Origin of the sequence: Streptomyces sp. CB00455, from assembly GCF_001905445.1 — a bacterium.
Classification (GTDB): Bacteria; Actinomycetota; Actinomycetes; order Streptomycetales; family Streptomycetaceae; genus Streptomyces.
Map to the genome: position 1 here is coordinate 303,769 of NZ_LIVQ01000005.1, position 16,364 is coordinate 320,132.

General features: G+C 75.4%; 15 protein-coding genes and 1 pseudogene. 11 read left to right on the plus strand and 5 right to left on the minus strand.

Features of this window, described 5'->3' with window-relative positions:
- Positions 1 to 62 precede the first annotated feature (62 nt).
- The 4 genes from AMK16_RS21610 to AMK16_RS21625 all read left to right on the plus strand — a co-directional run bounded on the left by AMK16_RS21610 (position 63) and on the right by AMK16_RS21625 (position 9,041).
- Positions 63 to 3,605 carry an FtsX-like permease family protein gene (locus AMK16_RS21610; RefSeq protein ID WP_073918265.1) on the plus strand — a complete coding sequence of 1,181 codons (3,543 nt, stop codon included), beginning with the start codon at positions 63 to 65 and terminating at the stop codon, positions 3,603 to 3,605.
- Entirely contained in the window at positions 3,602 to 6,406 is a 2,805-nt protein-coding gene (locus AMK16_RS21615; protein WP_073918267.1) for an FtsX-like permease family protein, read from the plus strand. The genes AMK16_RS21610 and AMK16_RS21615 overlap by 4 nt, the downstream gene beginning before the upstream one ends.
- Positions 6,403 to 7,374 carry an ABC transporter ATP-binding protein gene (locus AMK16_RS21620; RefSeq protein ID WP_073918268.1) on the plus strand — a complete coding sequence of 324 codons (972 nt, stop codon included), beginning with the start codon at positions 6,403 to 6,405 and terminating at the stop codon, positions 7,372 to 7,374. The genes AMK16_RS21615 and AMK16_RS21620 overlap by 4 nt, the downstream gene beginning before the upstream one ends.
- Positions 7,375 to 7,568: 194 nt before the next feature.
- The gene (locus tag AMK16_RS21625) at positions 7,569 to 9,041 is read left to right on the plus strand and encodes a condensation domain-containing protein (RefSeq protein WP_073918270.1); all 1,473 of its coding nucleotides are present in this window, start codon (positions 7,569 to 7,571) and stop codon (positions 9,039 to 9,041) included.
- Positions 9,042 to 9,057: 16 nt separating this feature from the next.
- Here the strand turns inward: AMK16_RS21625 and AMK16_RS21630 are convergent.
- Positions 9,058 to 10,316, minus strand: a pseudogene (locus AMK16_RS21630) (RNA polymerase sigma factor).
- 67 nt (positions 10,317 to 10,383) lie between these two features.
- Positions 10,384 to 10,740, minus strand: a complete 357-nt coding sequence (locus tag AMK16_RS21635; RefSeq protein ID WP_073918271.1) for a YciI family protein — start codon at positions 10,738 to 10,740, stop codon at positions 10,384 to 10,386.
- A 176-nt stretch (positions 10,741 to 10,916) separates the two neighbouring features.
- On the opposite strand from AMK16_RS21635, the gene AMK16_RS21640 reads away from it, so the two are divergent.
- On the plus strand, positions 10,917 to 11,294 hold the full coding sequence (locus AMK16_RS21640; RefSeq protein WP_073918273.1) for a DoxX family protein: 378 nt from the start codon (positions 10,917 to 10,919) through the stop codon (positions 11,292 to 11,294).
- 209 nt (positions 11,295 to 11,503) lie between these two features.
- Here AMK16_RS21640 and AMK16_RS21645 read toward each other — a convergent pair whose 3' ends face one another.
- Complete coding sequence (locus AMK16_RS21645; RefSeq protein ID WP_073918274.1) at positions 11,504 to 11,773, minus strand: hypothetical protein; 270 nt, start codon at positions 11,771 to 11,773, stop codon at positions 11,504 to 11,506.
- 104 nt (positions 11,774 to 11,877) lie between these two features.
- Here AMK16_RS21645 and AMK16_RS21650 point away from each other — a divergent pair, with 104 nt between their 5' ends.
- The 5 genes from AMK16_RS21650 (at position 11,878) to AMK16_RS21670 (ending at position 14,869) form a co-directional block, all read left to right on the plus strand.
- The gene (locus AMK16_RS21650; protein WP_073918276.1) at positions 11,878 to 12,216 is read left to right on the plus strand and encodes a thioredoxin family protein; all 339 of its coding nucleotides are present in this window, start codon (positions 11,878 to 11,880) and stop codon (positions 12,214 to 12,216) included.
- A gap of 131 nt (positions 12,217 to 12,347) precedes the next feature.
- Positions 12,348 to 13,535 carry a cytochrome P450 gene (locus AMK16_RS21655; RefSeq protein ID WP_073918277.1) on the plus strand — a complete coding sequence of 396 codons (1,188 nt, stop codon included), beginning with the start codon at positions 12,348 to 12,350 and terminating at the stop codon, positions 13,533 to 13,535.
- 20 nt (positions 13,536 to 13,555) lie between these two features.
- A complete protein-coding gene (locus tag AMK16_RS21660) occupies positions 13,556 to 13,750 on the plus strand; it encodes a ferredoxin (protein WP_073918861.1) in 195 nt (64 codons plus the stop codon).
- A gap of 190 nt (positions 13,751 to 13,940) precedes the next feature.
- On the plus strand, positions 13,941 to 14,294 hold the full coding sequence (locus AMK16_RS21665) for a DUF1304 domain-containing protein (RefSeq protein ID WP_073918863.1): 354 nt from the start codon (positions 13,941 to 13,943) through the stop codon (positions 14,292 to 14,294).
- Positions 14,291 to 14,869 (plus strand): TetR/AcrR family transcriptional regulator, encoded by a 579-nt coding sequence (locus AMK16_RS21670; RefSeq protein WP_073918279.1) that lies wholly within the window; start codon positions 14,291 to 14,293, stop codon positions 14,867 to 14,869. Before AMK16_RS21665 ends, AMK16_RS21670 begins: the two co-directional genes overlap by 4 nt.
- Positions 14,870 to 14,937: 68 nt before the next feature.
- Here the strand turns inward: AMK16_RS21670 and AMK16_RS21675 are convergent, their stop codons facing one another.
- Positions 14,938 to 15,144 carry a cold-shock protein gene (locus AMK16_RS21675; RefSeq protein ID WP_073918280.1) on the minus strand — a complete coding sequence of 69 codons (207 nt, stop codon included), beginning with the start codon at positions 15,142 to 15,144 and terminating at the stop codon, positions 14,938 to 14,940.
- A 191-nt stretch (positions 15,145 to 15,335) separates the two neighbouring features.
- On the minus strand, positions 15,336 to 15,704 hold the full coding sequence (locus AMK16_RS21680; RefSeq protein WP_073918282.1) for an HGxxPAAW family protein: 369 nt from the start codon (positions 15,702 to 15,704) through the stop codon (positions 15,336 to 15,338).
- Positions 15,705 to 15,813: 109 nt separating this feature from the next.
- On the opposite strand from AMK16_RS21680, the gene AMK16_RS21685 reads away from it, so the two are divergent.
- Positions 15,814 to 16,308 carry a MarR family winged helix-turn-helix transcriptional regulator gene (locus tag AMK16_RS21685; protein WP_073918283.1) on the plus strand — a complete coding sequence of 165 codons (495 nt, stop codon included), beginning with the start codon at positions 15,814 to 15,816 and terminating at the stop codon, positions 16,306 to 16,308.
- Positions 16,309 to 16,364: the final 56 nt, after the last annotated feature.

Here is a 16,364-nt window from a genome sequence, read left to right on the forward strand (position 1 = left end):
GCATCTGACAGCATCGTCCGCTATCCGGTGCCAGGGGTCCGGACGGGGGAGGAACACGGCACATGCTCGGCTTCGTCGTGCGCCGGCTGCGCGGACGACTGCCGCTCGCCGCCGCCGTGCTGCTCACCGTACTGATCACCACCACCGTGCTGACCGCGCTGTTCGCGTTCACGCGCGGGGTGGGCGAGGCCGGGCTGCGCCAGGCCCTGCAGGGCCAGGGCCGGACCCGCACCACGGTTCTCCTCACCACCGAGCACCCGGTTTCCGCCCGCCCCCGGGACGACGAGGCCGTACGGGCCTTCGCGGGCGCGCTGTTCGCCCGGCTGCCGGCCGGTGTCGAGAGCGTGGCGCGCAGCCGCCCGTACGGACTGCCCGGCGCGGCCGCCCGGGGCAAGGAGGTGGACCTGACGCTCCTCGCCTCCTTCGGGCGGGAGCACGTACGGATCCTCGCCGGCCAGTGGCCGCAGGCGGCGGAGCGGCCGGCCGGAGGCTCGGACGGCACGGGTGGCACGGGGACCGCCGACGGGACCGGCGCGGCAGGCAGCGCAGGCAGCGCCAGTGGTGCGGGCGGAGCCCGTTCGGCGGGCGGGGCAGGTGGGGCGGGACCCGCGCCGCTCGCGGTGGCCGTGCCGCGGGGCGCGCTCGCCCGGCTCGGGCTCACCGAGGGCGCGCTGCCCGCACAGGTGCGCCTGGACGACCGGTACGGCGGCCCCCCGCTCACCGTGCGGGTGACCGGGGTCTACCAGGCAGCCGACCCCGCGTCCGCGTACTGGCGGCTCGACCCTCTCGGCGGCCGTGAGATCCAGGTCGCCTCCTTCACCGCCTACGGGCCGCTGCTCGTCGACGACACGGCCTTCACCGCGGGCGGCTTGGCGCAGGACAGTCGGGCCGCACTCCTGACCCCCGACTTTGCCACCGTGCGTCCCGCCGAGACCGGCGCCCTGGGCGACCGTGCGGCGGGGCTGACGGGCGGCGGCGCCACCGGCGGCGTCACCGCGCCGGCCGGATTCCAGGTCAAGACCGAGCTTCCCGCTCTGCTCGCCGAGTTGGAGTCGGGACAGGTCGTGGCCCGGTCCTCCCTGCTGGTCGGCGCGCTGCAGCTCGCGGTCCTCGCCGCGGCCGCACTGCTGCTGGTCGCGCAGCTGCTGACGGACCGGCAGGAACCCGAGCGGGTCCTGCTCACCGCCCGCGGCGCCTCGCGCGGCCGGCTCGTCGCTCTGGACGCCGCCGGATCGCTTCTCCTCGCACTGCCCGCCGCCGTCCTGGCGCCGCTGCTCACTGCGCCGCTGCTGGATGTGCTCGGCGGATTCGGTCCGCTCGCCCGGGTACCGCTGGACACCTCGGGCACGTGGCTGCTGTGGCCTGTCTCCGCCGCCTGCGCCCTCGGCTGCGTCCTGCTGACCGCGCTCGCCGCCGCGCTGCGCGGCGCGGGAGCCGCCGCCCTGCGCCGCAGCGGCCGGCGCCAGGCGCTGGTCGCGGGGGCGGCCCGGTCCGGGGCGGACCTGGCGCTCGTGGCACTCGCCGTCCTCGCCTACCAGCAGCTCGGCCAGTACAGCGGCGGCGGGCACGCACCAGGCGGGGCGGCGGGCGGCTCCCCCTCCGGCGGCCTCGGTGTCGACCCGGTACTCGTCGCCGCTCCGACGCTCGCGCTGTGCGCGGGCACCCTGCTGGTGCTGCGGCTGCTGCCCTTCGTCGCCCGGCTGGGCGGACGGCTGGCCGCGCGGGGCCGCGGGCTGGGCCCCGCGCTGGTCGGCTGGCAGCTCGCCCGGCGACCCGGCCGGGCCACCGGCCCGGTCCTCCTGCTGGTCCTCGCGGTGTCCAGCGGAGTCCTGGCACTGGGCCAGCACACCGCCTGGTCCGTGTCCCAGCGGGACCAGGCCGCCTTCGCTACCGCCGGGGGCCTGCGGATCTCCGGCAGCGATGTGGCCCCAGCGGGCCGCGGCGGCCGCTACTCCTCACTGCCGGGCGGCGAGCGGGTGCTCCCGGTGGTCCGCGCGGAGCAGGACCTGCCGGGCGGCCGGGCGGGGCAGGTCCTCGCGCTGGACGCCGCGGCGGTGGCCGAACGGGTGCCGCTGCGCGCCGACCTGCGGGACGGGCGCTCCATGCGTGAGCTGTTCGCACCGCTCGCCGCCGCCGGTACGACACCCCTGGCGCCGACCGGTGGGCCGTCCGCCGCACCCACTGCTGCGCCCTCCGCCGCTTCCGGCACGGCGCCGGCGGTCGCACCGCCCGGCGGCGGCATCGCGCTTCCGGGACACCCCCGGCGGATCGACCTCGACGTGGCGGTCCGGCCGGCCCAGTGGGCCGGCCGGACCGGCCTGGGGCTGCTGCTGCGCGACCGGTTCGGGCTGACCTTCCGGTCGCCGATGCTTGCGCTCCCCGACTCAGGGGAGGCCACCGTCTCGGTGGACCTCGACGCACTGGCCGGCGCCCCGCTCGGGTCCGTTGCCACACCGCTGAGCGTCTCCGGGCTGGTGTTCTCCTACGGACTGCAGGAGGGCGACGCGCGGCTCGCCGGAGCGGGCGCCGAACGGGGAGCGGGCGGGTTCGGCGCCGAGGGGGAGCTGGCCGTGCGCCGGCTCGCCGTCGCCGACACCCCGGGCGGGGCCTCCGTCCCCGTCCCGGCCGGCGCCGGCCCGGCCGGCTGGACGCTGAGCGCGCCGCCGCTGTCCGGCGACGTCCCGGCCGGGGAGGTACTGCCGGCGCAGGAAGGCCCGGGCGGCCCGTCCCTGCTGCGGCTGCGCTACCGTGCCGGCCCGGCCGCCGTGGGCGGCATCCGGCTGGGGCTGCTCGCGGGGGCCGCTCCCCCGCCCGAGGTCCCCGGGATCGCCACCCGCGCCTACCTCCGCGCGGTCGGCGCCGAGGTAGGCGACCTGATTCCCGTCCCGCTCGGCGGCGCCACGGTACCGGTGCGCATCACCGCCGCCGCCGGATCGCTGCCGGTGGCCGGCGACACCGCCCTCGCCGTCGATCTCGGTGCGGCAGGGCGGCTGCTGGCCGCGGACGCCGGGCGGGAGCTGCCCGCGCCCGCCGAATGGTGGCTGCCGGCCACTTCCGCCGGTGATCCCGTCCCCGCCCGAGCGGCGGCCCGACTGCGCGCCGGCGCCGGGTCCCAGGAGCTGGAGCTGCGCGAGGAGGTGGCCGCGGCGCTGCTGGAGGACCCGCTGAGCGCGGGCCCGCAGAGCGCGCTCGCCGCCCTGGCGGTGGCCTGCGCGGTACTGGCCGCGATCGGGTTCGGGGCGGCGGCCGCCGCGGCCGGGCGGGAACGGGCCGGGGAGTTCGCCGTGCTGCTGGCGCTCGGCACACCGCGCGGGCGCCTGCGCCGGACGGCCGCCGCCGAGAGCGCGATCCTGGTGGGCCTGGGCGCCGCCGTCGGGGTGGGGCTGGGGGCCGCGGTCGTCCACCTGGTGGTGCCGCTGACTGTGCTGACGACCAGCGCCCGCCGCCCCGTGCCCGAAGTGCTGGTGGACCTGCCGGCCCTGCGCGTCCTGCTGCTGACCGCCGCGATCGCCGCGGCGCCGCTGCTGTCCGCCGTGTTCGCGGGCCGCCGGGAACGGACCGGTTCCGCCGCCGCCGACCGGCTGCGGCGTTTGGAGGACATGTGACCCGCCCCGCCCCGGCCACCTCGGAGGGGCGCGGCGCCCGCCCCGCCGGTGCCCGCCCGCCCGCGACCCGGACCGCGGACACCCGGCCCGCGCCCTGGGTGCGGACCAGGCTGCGCGCCTCGCTGCCCGCCACGCTCCTCGGCGCCGCCCTGGCGTTCGTCGCCGTACTGCTGGCGGCCGCCGTGCCGCGCGCGGTGGACCGCGGGGCCGACGGGGCCCTGCGCTCCTTCCTCCAGGAACAGGGCCCCGTCGCGACGAGCCTGCTCGCCACCACGTCCTCCCGCAACGGGCCGCAGACCCCACAGGAGCTGGACGCCGCCTTGGCCACCCTGCGCGCACGCGCCGCCGGCGCCTTCCGGCTCGCCCCGAGCGGTCCGGTGTACGGCGCGCGGAGTCTGAAGTCCCGCGCGCTCACCACTCCCGGCCTGGACCGGCCCGAAGGGGTCGACCCCCTGCTCTCCCTGGTCCATCTGCCGCAGTCCGCCTCCCACACGAAGCTCGTGGCCGGACGCTGGCCCAGCGGCGGCGAACCCGGCGGCCCCGTGCCGGTGGCCCTGTCGCGCAGCGCCTCGCAGACCCTCAATGCCCCGCTCGGCACGGTGCTGGACACCCCGGTGAGCCTCGCCGGGCCGGTCCGGGCCGAGGTCGTCGGCCTCTACGACGTCACCGACCCCGCCGACGTCTACTGGAGCGACCTGCTCTGCCTGACGAAGTCCTGCCAGACCTTCACCCCCGATTCCAAGCGGTACTGGCAGACCGCGGCCCTCGTCGGCGCGGACGCCCTCGACCGGCTCGACGGGTGGGGTACGGCCGGCGAGTTCTTCTGGCGGCTCCCGGTGGACACCGGCGTCCTGCGCGCCGACCGGCTGCCGGACACCGCTCACGAGGTCGCTTCCTTCGTCGCCGGTCCCACTGCCTCCGATCTGGCCCTGGTCGTCCGGCGCCCGGACCTTCGCATCACCTCCCGCCTGCCCGAACTGTTCGAGCGGGCCGAGGCCCGCCGCCGGGGCACCGCGCCCCTCGCCGCGATCGGGCCGGTCGGCGTCGCCGGGGTCGGCGTCGTGGTGTTCTGCCTGGCCGCCGCGCTCCTGGGCGACCGGCGCGAGGCCGAGCTACGGCTGCTGCGGGCCCGCGGCGGCTCGCGGTGCTCGGTGGTGCTGCGCCTGCTCACCGAGGGCGCCGCCGCCGTCGTGCCCGCCACCGCGCTCGCCGCCCTGCTCGCCGCGTGGCTGCTGCCGACCCCGCGGTGGGGCGCGTCCCTGACGGCCGCCTGCGCCGTCGGGCTGGTCGCCCTGTCGGCCTTCCCCGCACGGGCCTTCATGCTGCTGTCGGTGCGGCACGGGCAGCGCCCCCGGCGCCGGCTCGTCGCCGAGTCGCTCGTCGTGACCGCCACCGCCGCGGCGGTGTTCGAGGTGCGCCGGCGCGGTGTCTCCGCTTCCGCCGGTGTCGACCCGCTGCTGGTCGCCGCCCCGCTGCTGCTGGCACTGTGCGGGGCGCTCGCGCTGGCCCGGCTCCAGCCGCTCGCCCTGGAGGCCCTCGCCCGGGCCGCCGGGCGGGGGCCCGGGCTGGTCGGGTTCCTCGGGGCCGCCCGCGCCGCCCGCGGGACCGGCGGCCGCCCGCGGCCCTCCGTACTGCCACTGGTCGCGCTGCTGCTCGCGGTGACCACCGGCGGCTTCGGGGCCACCGTGCTGACGTCGGTGGACACCGCCCGGACGCAGGTGGCACGGCAGGCCGTGGGCGGCGACGCGCAGATCGCCGCTCCCGCCGGGGACGCGCTGCCGCAGGAGCTGCTCAGGTCCGCCGGGGTCCTGCCGGGTGTACGGACGGCCGTGCCCGTCCGGGTCGAGGAGGACGCCTTCGTCTTCGGCCTCGGCCGGGGCTCCCTCCAGGTCACCGTGGTCGTCGCCGACCCGGTGGCGTACGCGGGGCTGGCCCGTACCGTCGGCCGCGGTCGTTTCGACCCGGCGGCGCTCGCCACGGGCGCCCCGGGTGCCGCCCAGAGCCCCGCATTCGACGCCCCACTCCCCGCCCTGTTCAGCGGCGACCTCGGGGCCGCGCCGGGCGGGCGCGCCGTCCGGCTGCGCGTGCGCGGGGAGGAACTCCAGGTCAGGGCGGCGGGAGTGGTGACCGACGGCACCCCCGCGCTACCGGGTCGCGGTTCCGCCGTCATCGTCCTGCCCGACCGGGCGACCGCCGCGGCGGCTCCCCAAGCGGCCCGGCCCAACCGGTGGTTCGCGACCGGACCGGTCGACGCGGACCGCCTGGACGAGCTGGTGCGCACCGGGGCTCCGGGCGCGGACGCCGTCACCGGGCCCTACGTGGCGCGCACCAGTGCGGCCCTCGTCGCCGCTCTGTCCGCCGATCCCCTCCAGCACTCGGCGGTCCGGCTGTTCTGGGCATCCGTCGGGGGTGCGGCAGGCTTCGCGCTGCTGGCCGTCCTGCTGACGCTGCTGCGAGCGGCGCCCGAGCGGGCCGCCCTGCTGGCCCGGCTGCGCACCATGGGCCTGCGCCCCCGGCAGGGCGTGGCGCTGATCCTGGCGGAGACCCTGCCGCAGGCGCTGGTCGCCGCGGTCGGGGGCGCCCTGGTCGCGACGGCCGCGGTGGCGCTGCTGGGGCCGGCCGTGGACCTGTCCTCGCTGGTCGGCTCGCCGGTACCGGCCGGGCTGCGGCTCACCGCACCGCCCGTGCTGACCCAGACGCTGGGCTTGGCGGCCCTGGTCGCCGTGGCCGTGCTCGTGGAGGCGGCGCTGTCCGGCAGACGACAGATCACCACCGAGTTGAGAGCGGGAGACCAGCGGTGACCACCGAGCAGCCGACCTACGAAGAGCTGCGGCGGCAGGCCCTGGCCGCCGCGGAGCCCCGGACACCCGGGGCGGACACGGCCATCGTCTGCGACCGCCTCGTACGCATCTTCAGTACCGACGGGGTCGAGGTGCAAGCCCTGCAGGGTCTCGAACTGACCGTGGTGCGGGGGGACCTGGTGGCGCTGGTCGGGGCCTCCGGCAGCGGCAAGTCGACCCTGCTGAACATCCTGGCCGGCCTGGACGTGCCGACGGCGGGGAGCGCTACCGTGGGCGGCTACGACCTGCTGGAGATGTCCGCGAAGGACCGGTTGCGCTACCGGCGCGAGGCGGTGGGCTTCGTCTGGCAGCAGACGGCCCGCAACCTGCTGCCCTTCCTGACGGCGGCCCAGAACGTCGCCCTGCCCATGCAGCTGCGGGGCCGGGGCTCGCGCGGGGCGGCCGGGCGCCGGACGGCCCGGCGGGTCGGTGACCTCCTGGAGGCCCTGGAGATCGCCGACCTGGCGGGCCGCCGGCCCGTCGAGCTCTCCGGCGGACAGCAGCAGCGCGTGGCCATCGCCGTGGCCATGGCCAATGACCCGCGGGTCCTCCTTGCTGACGAGCCCACGGGCGAACTGGACTCCGAGACCGGAGCCGCGATCTTCGAAGCCTTCCGTACCGTGAACCGGGAGCTGGGCGCGACCGTGGTCATCGTGACCCACGATCCACTCGTCGCCGGCGAGGTCCGCCGTACCGTCGCCATCCGCGACGGCCGCACCAGCAGCGAGGTCCTGCGCCGCACGGTCACCGACGAGCACGGGGCGGAGTCGGTGAGCGAGCGCGAGTACGTGATGCTGGACCGCACGGGCCGCGTGCAGTTGCCGCAGAAGTTCCTGGAGGCCCTCGGCATGGAGCAGCGGGTGGCGGTCGATCTGGCGGCCGATCACATCGAGCTACGCCGCGACGACGCCGACGATCCGGGCAGCTAGTGCTGTAGCCGGGACGGTTCACCTTCCTGGTTACAGCACCAGACCTGGTCAGACCCCTTGTGCAGCGGCGTGGTCGTCCACCGGCGGTGGGGGCGCGGGCCGGGGTCGCCTGGCGCCCGCGAGCGGTTCCGTCACCTCCCCGGCCCGGGGGTCGTTAGGGCCTGGGGGTCGGCTCGGGGCGAAGGGATGACGGAATGCGGCAGTTTCCTCTGGAGAGGCACCACGTGGCACCCGGTCGGGTGGTCGAGTGGCGGTTGCGGTCCACAGCCGCGGAGGGCGGGGGCGGCGCGGCGGGCCGGAGGGCGTCCTTCAACCAGGACAAGCACTTCACCGTCGCCGAGGAGAGCCGGGCCGCCGACGACCCCGTCGCGTCGTGGCTCGCGGTCACCTTCGAGGTGGCGGGCCGGCTGGACGAAGCGGCCATGGCCGGGGCGTTGCTGGCCTTCGTCCAGCGGCACGAGGTGCTGCGGTGCGCCTTCCGCCGGCTGGCCGGGGAGCTGGCCTGTGAGCCCTTCGACCCCGCCGCACTGGCGCTGGAGCCCGAGCACGTGGGCACGTTCGCGACTGCCGAACGACTGCGCGGCTTCCTCGTCGAGCGGTTCACACGCAGCATCGACACGCTGTCCTGGCCGCTGTTCATCATGGGCGCGGTCCTGCGCGAGGACTCCGCGACGGTCTACCTCGCCTTCGACCACATCGTGTGCGACGGCATGTCGATGCCGGTGGTCGTCCAGGAGGTGATGACGGCGTACGAGGCCCTGTGCCGGGGCGAGGAGGTCGCGGCGCAGCCCGCGCCCAGTTACCTCGACTTCGCCGAGGAGCAGCGCCGGCAGTACCTGTCCATCGACGCCCGCGACGCACGCCTGGACTACTGGAAGTCCTTCATGGGGCCGCAGGAGGAGTTCTTCCCCCGCTTCCCCCTGGACCTCGGTGTGGAGCCGGGGCGGATGTACCCGATCGTCAACGAGGCGTCCCTGCTGCTGGACTCCGGCGAGGCGGAGGTGTTCGAGAAGACCTGCCTGGCCGTCGGCGGGAAGCCGTTCATGGGGGTGCTGGCCGCGGTCGCCGTGTGCCTGCGCGAGGCGGGCGGGCCCGGGGTCTACCGCGGCCTGATGCCGGTCAGCGAGCGCGGCCGCGAGACGTGGGCCGAGTCGGTGGGCTGGTTCGTCAATACGATGCCCATCGAGTTCGACGCCTCCCCCGGCCGGGACTTCGCCCAGGTCATGGCGGGTGTCCGGGCAGGTTTCACCGAGATGATCGGCCACATCGACGTGCCGTTCGTCCGCGCATGGGAGCTGCTGGCGCCCACGGAGTTCGCGGCCCGCTCGTGGCCGTACCCGGTGAACTTCTTCTCCTACATCGACATGCGCAAGTGCCGGGGCGCCGAACGCCACGAGGAGTGGCGGCCCGCCACCCACGTGTGGTCGGCCCGCGCCAACGGTGCCTGTTCGTGGTTCCAGCGCGACTCCGACGGGCTGCACATGAACTCCATCTACGTCGACACCCGCGCGGCCCGCCGCACCATGGGCGACTTCCAGGAGGCGCTGCGCCTGACGGTCGGCGACATCGCCCGTTCGGGCGGCTTCCGGCGCCCCCTCGCGCTGACGCCGCCGCGCCGGCCCGTGGGGAGCCCGCTGGACGCCGCGGGGGTCGCCCGGCGCGGCTGAGCCTCCGGTCACAGCACTAGGTTCCGTCGTCGAAATCCCGCCCGGCCCGCGGCGCCCGGCACCGCCCCGCGCGCCCGAGGAGCAGCGCGCGTTCCCGGGCGTTGCGGGTGAGGGTGGCGGCCGCTCGAACTCCGCGCGGGCCTCGGCCGGCCGGCCGAGCCGCTCCAGCAGATCTCCCCGTACGCTCGGCAGCAGGTGGTAGGCGCGCAGGGCCGGTTCCCGCGCCAGCGCGTCGACCAGGGGCAGCGCCGCCTGCGGCCCCTGCGCCATCGAGACGGCGACGGCCCGGTTGAGTTCGACCACCGGTGAGGGGACGAGCGTGACGAGCCGCCCGTACAGCGCGGCGATCGCGGACCAGTCGGTGCCCTCGTACCGGACCGCCGCCGCGTGGCAGCCCGCGATCGCGGCCTGGAGCGCGTACGGGCCGCTGCCCGCGCGGCGCAGGGCCTCGACGCCCCGGTGGATCAGCAGCCGGTTCCACCGGGCCCGGTTCTGGTCGGCGAGCAGCACCGGGTCTCCGTCGGCGCCGGTGCGGGCGGCCGTCCGGGACGCCTGGAACTCCAGCAGCGCGGCGAGGCCGTGGACTTCGGGCTCCGCCGGCATCAGCGCGGCCAGGACACGGGCCAGGCGCAGGGCGTCCTCGCACAGGGCGGGGCGCAGGAGGTCCTCGCCGGCGGTGGCCGAGTAGCCCTCGTTGAAGACGAGGTAGATGACCTCCAGGACCGAGCCGAGCCGGGCCTCGCGGTCGGCGCCGTAGGGCACCTCGAAGGGCACCCCGGCCGTGGCCAGCGTCCGCTTGGCCCGCACGATGCGCTGCGCGACCGTGGGCTCGGACGCGAGGAAGGCGCGGGCGATCTCGGAGGTGGTCAGCCCGCCCACCAGGCGCAGGGTGAGGGCGATCCGGGCCTCGGTGGCGAGGACGGGGTGGCAGGAGGTGAAGACCAGGCGCAGCAGGTCGTCGTCGATGTCCTGGGGGTCCGCCGGTTCGGCGGGCGGCGGCGCGTCCTGGAGGCTGCGGCCGACCTCCGCGAGTTTGCGCGCGTAGGTCTCCCTGCGGCGCACGAGGTCGACGGCGCGGTGTCGGGCGGTGGCCATGAGCCAGGCGCCCGGCCGGTCGGGGACGCCGGTTCGCGGCCACTGCTCCAGCGCGGCGACCAGGGCGTCCTGGGCGAGTTCCTCGGCGATGCCGACGTCCCGCACGATGCGGGCGACACCGGCGATGATCCGCGCGGACTCGATCCTGAACACCGCTTCGACCGCCTCGGGCGCACTCACTGCCGTCACGGCCACTCATCAGAGCAGCCGTGACGGGGCAGGGCAAGCGCGACGGGCACGGCGCGGATCACATCTCGGCGATCTCCCGGACCTCGGCACCGAGGGTCCACTCGGGCGGGTGGATCTCCAGGAAACGCCTGGCCCACTCCAGTGCCTCGGCCTTGTCCTTGCACTGGATGAGGGAGTAGCCGCCGACGACCTCCTTGGTCTCGGTGAAGGGACCGTCGGTGTAGCCGATCTTCCCGCCGGACCAGGTGACCCGGGTGCCGTCGGCAGTGGGGAGCAGGCCGGCCGTGTCGAGCATGACCCCGGCCTTGGTGATCTCCTCAAGGAGTGCGCCCATCCGCTGTTCGAACTCCGGCGGGAAGCCCTCGGTGGGAAGCTTCTGCTCATCGATGCGGATCATCGTCAGGAAACGCGGCATGGTGACTCCTCGGTCGGGGGGGCGGGGGCATTCCCCGCCTCTCATCCCTGCGTCGAACGGGAGGCTCCCGGATCGACAGCCCATCGAAGATTCTTCGGAGGATTTTCCCGAGCGGCCACCCGACCCGTTCCTACCAGCGAGTGTCGCGGCCCAGGCCGCCCCCCGAGAGGACCCTCATGCCGCGCACCCCTTCCTCCCCACTGCTGCTCGCCGGTCTCCTGGCCGGGGCCGCGGTCGCGCACGCGGCCGCGCCCCGCCGGTTCGACGCGATCGTCCCGCGCTCACTGCCCGGCAGCCCGCGCCGCTGGACGTACGCGAGCGGGGTGGTGGAGCTCGCGCTGGCCGCCGGTGTCGCCCATCCGCGGACCCGCCGGATGGCGTCCCTGGCCGCGGCGGCGTTCTTCGTCGGCGTGTTCCCGGCGAACGTCAAGACGGCCGCCGACGCCCGGCACCGCTCCGCCGCCGCGCGGGCCGCGGCGCTGGGCCGGCTGCCGCTCCAGGTGCCGCTGGTGCTGTGGGCCCTCAGGGTCGGCCGGGACGCCGCCACCGGATGACGGCCGCCGGATGACGCTCACCCAGAGGCCGTAGCCGGGTGACCGACGGAAGACCGCCGGATGGGCGCCGCCGGACAACCGTCGCGGGATCGCATCCGAACCGGCGCCCGCGCCGGAAGAGCGGCACAGAGCCCCCGGTCACACGTCGGCGGACCGGGGGCTCGCCGTTTCCCGCGCGGGGGCGGGAGCGCCGGCCGCCACGGCGGCCGTCAGCGGCTGTCGCCCGCCCAGTCCCAGCGCCCCGGGTCGTCCGCGCGGCGCCGGTAGTGGGCGCGGCCGCCCGCCCCGTAGCGCCCTATCTCGGTGGGCAGCCGGGCCTCTTCGGTCAGCTGCGGGCCGCTCCAGCCGGTGACGTCGAGCAGGAGGCCGTCGAGCGGGCCGCCGACGAGTTCGCCGTAGACGTGGCCGGGGCGGGGTCCCGGGTCGGGGTCGTCGTGGTCGGCGCCGTAGACCCGGCGCCTGAGCATCCTGTCGTCCATACCGCTCAGCTTCACAGGGACCACTGACAATCGGCCACCACCGGGAGCGGCGATGATGGTGGCCGCCCTCCGGCCGGGGGCGGGACCGAGCGAGGAGCGCACGCATGGCACGTCGGGTACACCAGCCACTGGAGGACCAGGAGTTCGATTTCGTCCTGTCCATGGCGCCGGGGCCGGTTCTCGCCTACTTCTGCGGGACCTGGCCCAAGGCTCTGAAGGCCTGCCGCGCGATGGACGAGGTCGTCGGTGAGCTGGCCGAGGAGTACGGGGCGCGGTTCACCGCCGTGCGCACCGACATGACCCGCTGCCCCGGAGCCACCAGGCGCTACGGCGTCACCGGCGCCCCGACCACCGTGCTCCTCAGGGACGGCGGGGCGGTCGCGAGCCAGGCCGGGCCGATGACCCGCGAGGAGTTCCGGGCCTTCCTGGACGCCCATCTCTGAAGCCCCGCGCCCCCGGGTTGGGCCCTGCGGGCGAACTCGGGTCATCTGGCCGAAAGTGGCATAGGTGGGATAGGTGCCTCAGGCATGTAATGGAGTCCGGCGAGACGGAACCATCGCTTGCGAGGTACTTGATGTCAGAGACCGTTGTCTTTCCGCAGGACCGAACCTGCCCCTACCACCCCCCGGCCGCCTACGAGCCCCTGCGGAAGGGTCGGCCGCTCTCCCGGGTCACCCTCTTCGACGGCCGCTCCGTATGGATCGTCACCGGACACGCCGAAGCGCGTGTCCTGCTCGCCGACGGCCGGCTGTCCTCCGACCGCACCAACGCCGCCTTCCCCATGCCGACCAGGCGGTTCAGGGGGCTGCAGAACCGGCGCGCCGCGCTGCTCGGGGTCGACGACCCCGAGCACAACACCCAGCGCCGCATGCTGATCCCCAGCTTCACCCTGAAGCGGACCGCCGCCCTGCGGCCGCGGATCCAGCAGACCGTGGACCGGCTGATCGACGAGATGGCCGCCAAGGGCACGGAGGCGGAGCTGGTCGCCGCCTTCGCACTGCCGGTGCCGTCGATGGTGATCTGCTCCCTGCTCGGAGTCCCCTACGAGGACCACGAGTTCTTCGAGGGGCAGTCACGGCGGCTGCTGCGCGGGCCGGAACCGGCCGATGTGGAGGACGCCCGCAGGCGGCTCGACGGCTACCTCGTCGACCTCATCGAGCGCAAGCGCCGCGAGCCCGGGGACGGGCTGCTCGACGAGCTCATCGCGCAGCGGCTGGAGACCGGCGAGCTCGACGTCGAGGAGCTGGTCGCCCTGGCCGTGATCCTGCTGGTCGCGGGGCACGAGACCACCGCCAACATGATCTCGCTCGGCACCTTCACCCTGCTGCGCCACCCCGAGCAGCTGGCCGAGCTGCGCTCCGACCCGGCCCTGATCTCCTCGGCGGTCGAGGAGCTCATGCGGTTCCTGTCCATCGCGGACGGCATGCTGCGGGTGGCGACGCAGGACATCGAGGTCGGCGGGGTGACCGTGCGCGCGGATGACGGGGTGGTCTTCTCCACCTCGGTCATCAACCGTGACGAGTCCGTCTTCGAGGAGCCGGACTCACTGGACTGGCACCGGCCCACGCGCCACCACCTGGCCTTCGGCTTCGGCATCCACCAGTGCCTCGGCCAGAACCTGGCCCGGGCGGAGATGGAGATCGCCCTCGGCACGCTGTTCGAGCGGCTGCCCGGGCTGCGACTGGCGGCCGAGCCGGAGCGGATCCCCTTCAAACCCGGGGACACCATCCAGGGCATGGTCGAACTGCCCGTGGCGTGGTGAGGCCGGTGCCGACCCCGCGCCTGCACATCGACATCGACACCGGCGTCTGCATCGGCGCGGGCCAGTGCGCGCTGACCGCGCCCGGGGTGTTCACCCAGGACGACGACGGCTTCAGCGAGCTGCTGCCGGGCCGCGAGGACGGCGCCGGAAGCGCGCTGGTCCGCGAAGCCGCCCGGGCCTGCCCGGTTTCCGCCATCTCCGTACGGGAGGAGTGAGGTCCCGGGGATCCGGATCTCCGGGGATCCGACTCCCCGGGGTGACGGATCCCGGGGTGACGGATCCCGGGGTGACGGATCCCGGGGTGACGGATCCCGGGGTGACGGATCCCGGGGTGACGATTTCCTGTACAGTTGTCCAGGAAATCGTCCATCCCGGAGATCCCTCCCCAGCGAAGTGGAGGTGGCCGTGCACACGGTCGCCCAGATCCTGATCGGCCTCGTGGCCGCACTGCACGCGTACTTCCTGGTGCTGGAGATGTTCCTGTGGCAGCGCCCGCCCGGGCGCGCACTCTCGGGCTTCGACGCGGACACCGCCCGCCTCACGGCGCCGCTCGCCGCCAACCAGGGCCTCTACAACGGCTTCCTCGCCGCCGGCCTGGTGTGGTCCCTGGTCATCGACTCCCTCGCCACCCAGGTCTTCTTCCTGTCGTGCGTGGTCATCGCCGGGGTCTACGGGGCCGCGACGGCGAACCGCCGGATCCTGATCGCCCAGGCGCTGCCCGGGGCGCTCGCCCTCGGCGCGGCGCTGCTCGCCGGGTGAGCCCGCAGGAGGCGCGCGCGAGCGACCCGCGCACGGCCAGGACGAAGGCACGGCTGCGCGACGCCCTCCTCGCCGAGTGCGCCGCCCGGCCGCTCGCCGAGGTGGGCGTCTCGGCGGTGGTCCGCCGGGCGGGCGTCGGCCGCGCCACCTTCTACCTGCACTACGAGGACCTCACCGCGCTCGCCGTGGACGCCTGCGCCGATGTGGTGCACGCGGCGGTCGACGCCCTGCACGCCTGGCAGACCGGCTCGGCGGCGCCCCCGCCCCGGCGGCCCCCCGCCGCGCTGGCCGCCTTCCTGGCGGAGGCGGCCGGCCGCGCGCCGCTCTACCGCGCCCTGCTCCTGCCGGGCGGCCGCGGTCCGCTCGGCGAACGTCTCCACCGGGAGCTGCGCGAGCGCGCCAGGGCCGAACGGGCGGCGGCCGGCGCCACCCACCCGGAGCTGGTGGCCTCGGCGGTCGCGGGGGCCTTCACCGGCGTCCTGGCGGACTGGCTCCACGGCTGGGCCCCGGCGGATCCGGCCGCCCTGGCCGACCACCTGTGGCGGCTGCTGGCGGCCCTCCACCGCGCCCTCTGAACACCAAGGAGCCCCGCCGGATGAGCGGCGGGGCTCGGCTCACGGGCCGGGCGGCTCGTGGAGCGGCATCACGAGAGGGGGACCACCTGCTCGGCCTGGGGGCCCTTGGGGCCCTGGGTGACGTTGTACTCGACCCTCGCGTTCTCCTCCAGCGACTTGAAGCCGGTGGCCTCGATGGCGGAGAAGTGCACGAACACGTCCGGGCCGCCGTCGTCCTGCTGGATGAAGCCGAACCCCTTCTCGGAGTTGAACCACTTCACGATGCCTGTTGCCATCTCGCTGATCCTTCTCAACGTTCCACTGCGGGCCGCACGCGCGGCCGTTTCGATCCTGCCCAACGCTCTTGCGGAGCACACGCCGGACGCGGCCAACCGGGGGCGTGCCGCGCAATCGAACTTCCGGCCGCACCGTTTGCGCATCGGGGGAACGGGCCCGGCCGGACGCACATCGACCTGGCGCGGACGGCTCACGAGCCGCCCTCGGCGGCCGGCAGCGGCGCCGCGGAACGAGGCCGGGGAGACACCCCGCGGGCTCGCCCCGGGCGGCCGGCCCGGCAGCCGAGGCACTCGGCGTGACCCGAGCGGGCGGCGGTGTCCCGCGTGCGCCAGTTCCGCCCGGCCTCCGGGCGGGGCCCGCTCGCCTTCCCCCAGCCCGCGAGGTGCAGCAGCCAGGTGACGACTCCGGCCGCGGCCACGACGCCGAGGCCCAGCCAGATGCCGGGGACCCAGGCCGCGCACAGGGCGATGCCCGACCCGGTGAAACCGAGCAGGGCCAGCCCGGTACCGGTCCAGCCGGCCACCGTGTGGCCGAGATCGACGTCTCCGTGGGCGCTCATGGTATGTGGTTCTCCCTGGTAGGACGGGGCGGCGACGGGGCAGCAGTAGGCTCGGAGCAGGGTCATTTATCTCACGAGCTAAGTAACTTAGATACTAAGGAGTATTAGGGTGCAGGGCAAGCCCCGCCCCCCGGCCACGGCCGCGGAGGCGCTGTCGCGCATGGATCAGTACGTCGCCCTGGGCATCGTCGGCCAGCAGGAGGTGGCGCAGCTCCTCGGGCTCAACGTCACCGACCTGACCTGCCTCGGCCACATCCTGGGCGCCGCGGAGAACCCCTTGTCCGCGGGCGACCTCGCCGAGCTCGTGGACCTCACCACGGGCGCCGTCACCGGGGTGCTCAACCGGCTGGAACGTGCGGGCTACGCGCGGCGCCGGCCCGACCCCGCCGACCGCCGCCGGGTGCGGGTCGTCGCGGATCCCACCGCCGCCGCCCGCGTCGTCGCGGTCTACCAGCCGCTCTACGACCGCCTCGGGGACCTGTTCGCCGACTACACCCCCGACGAGATCGCCGTGATCGCCGACTGGTTCGGCCGCGCGGCGGGCGAGGTCCGCGCCCACTGCGCACGGCTGCGGGCGGGCGGGACGGACACCGGGGAGGTCTAGGCCCCGCTGGTACCATGGGCGGTTGACCATCTTCTTCGACCGCTTCTTCTTCCTTC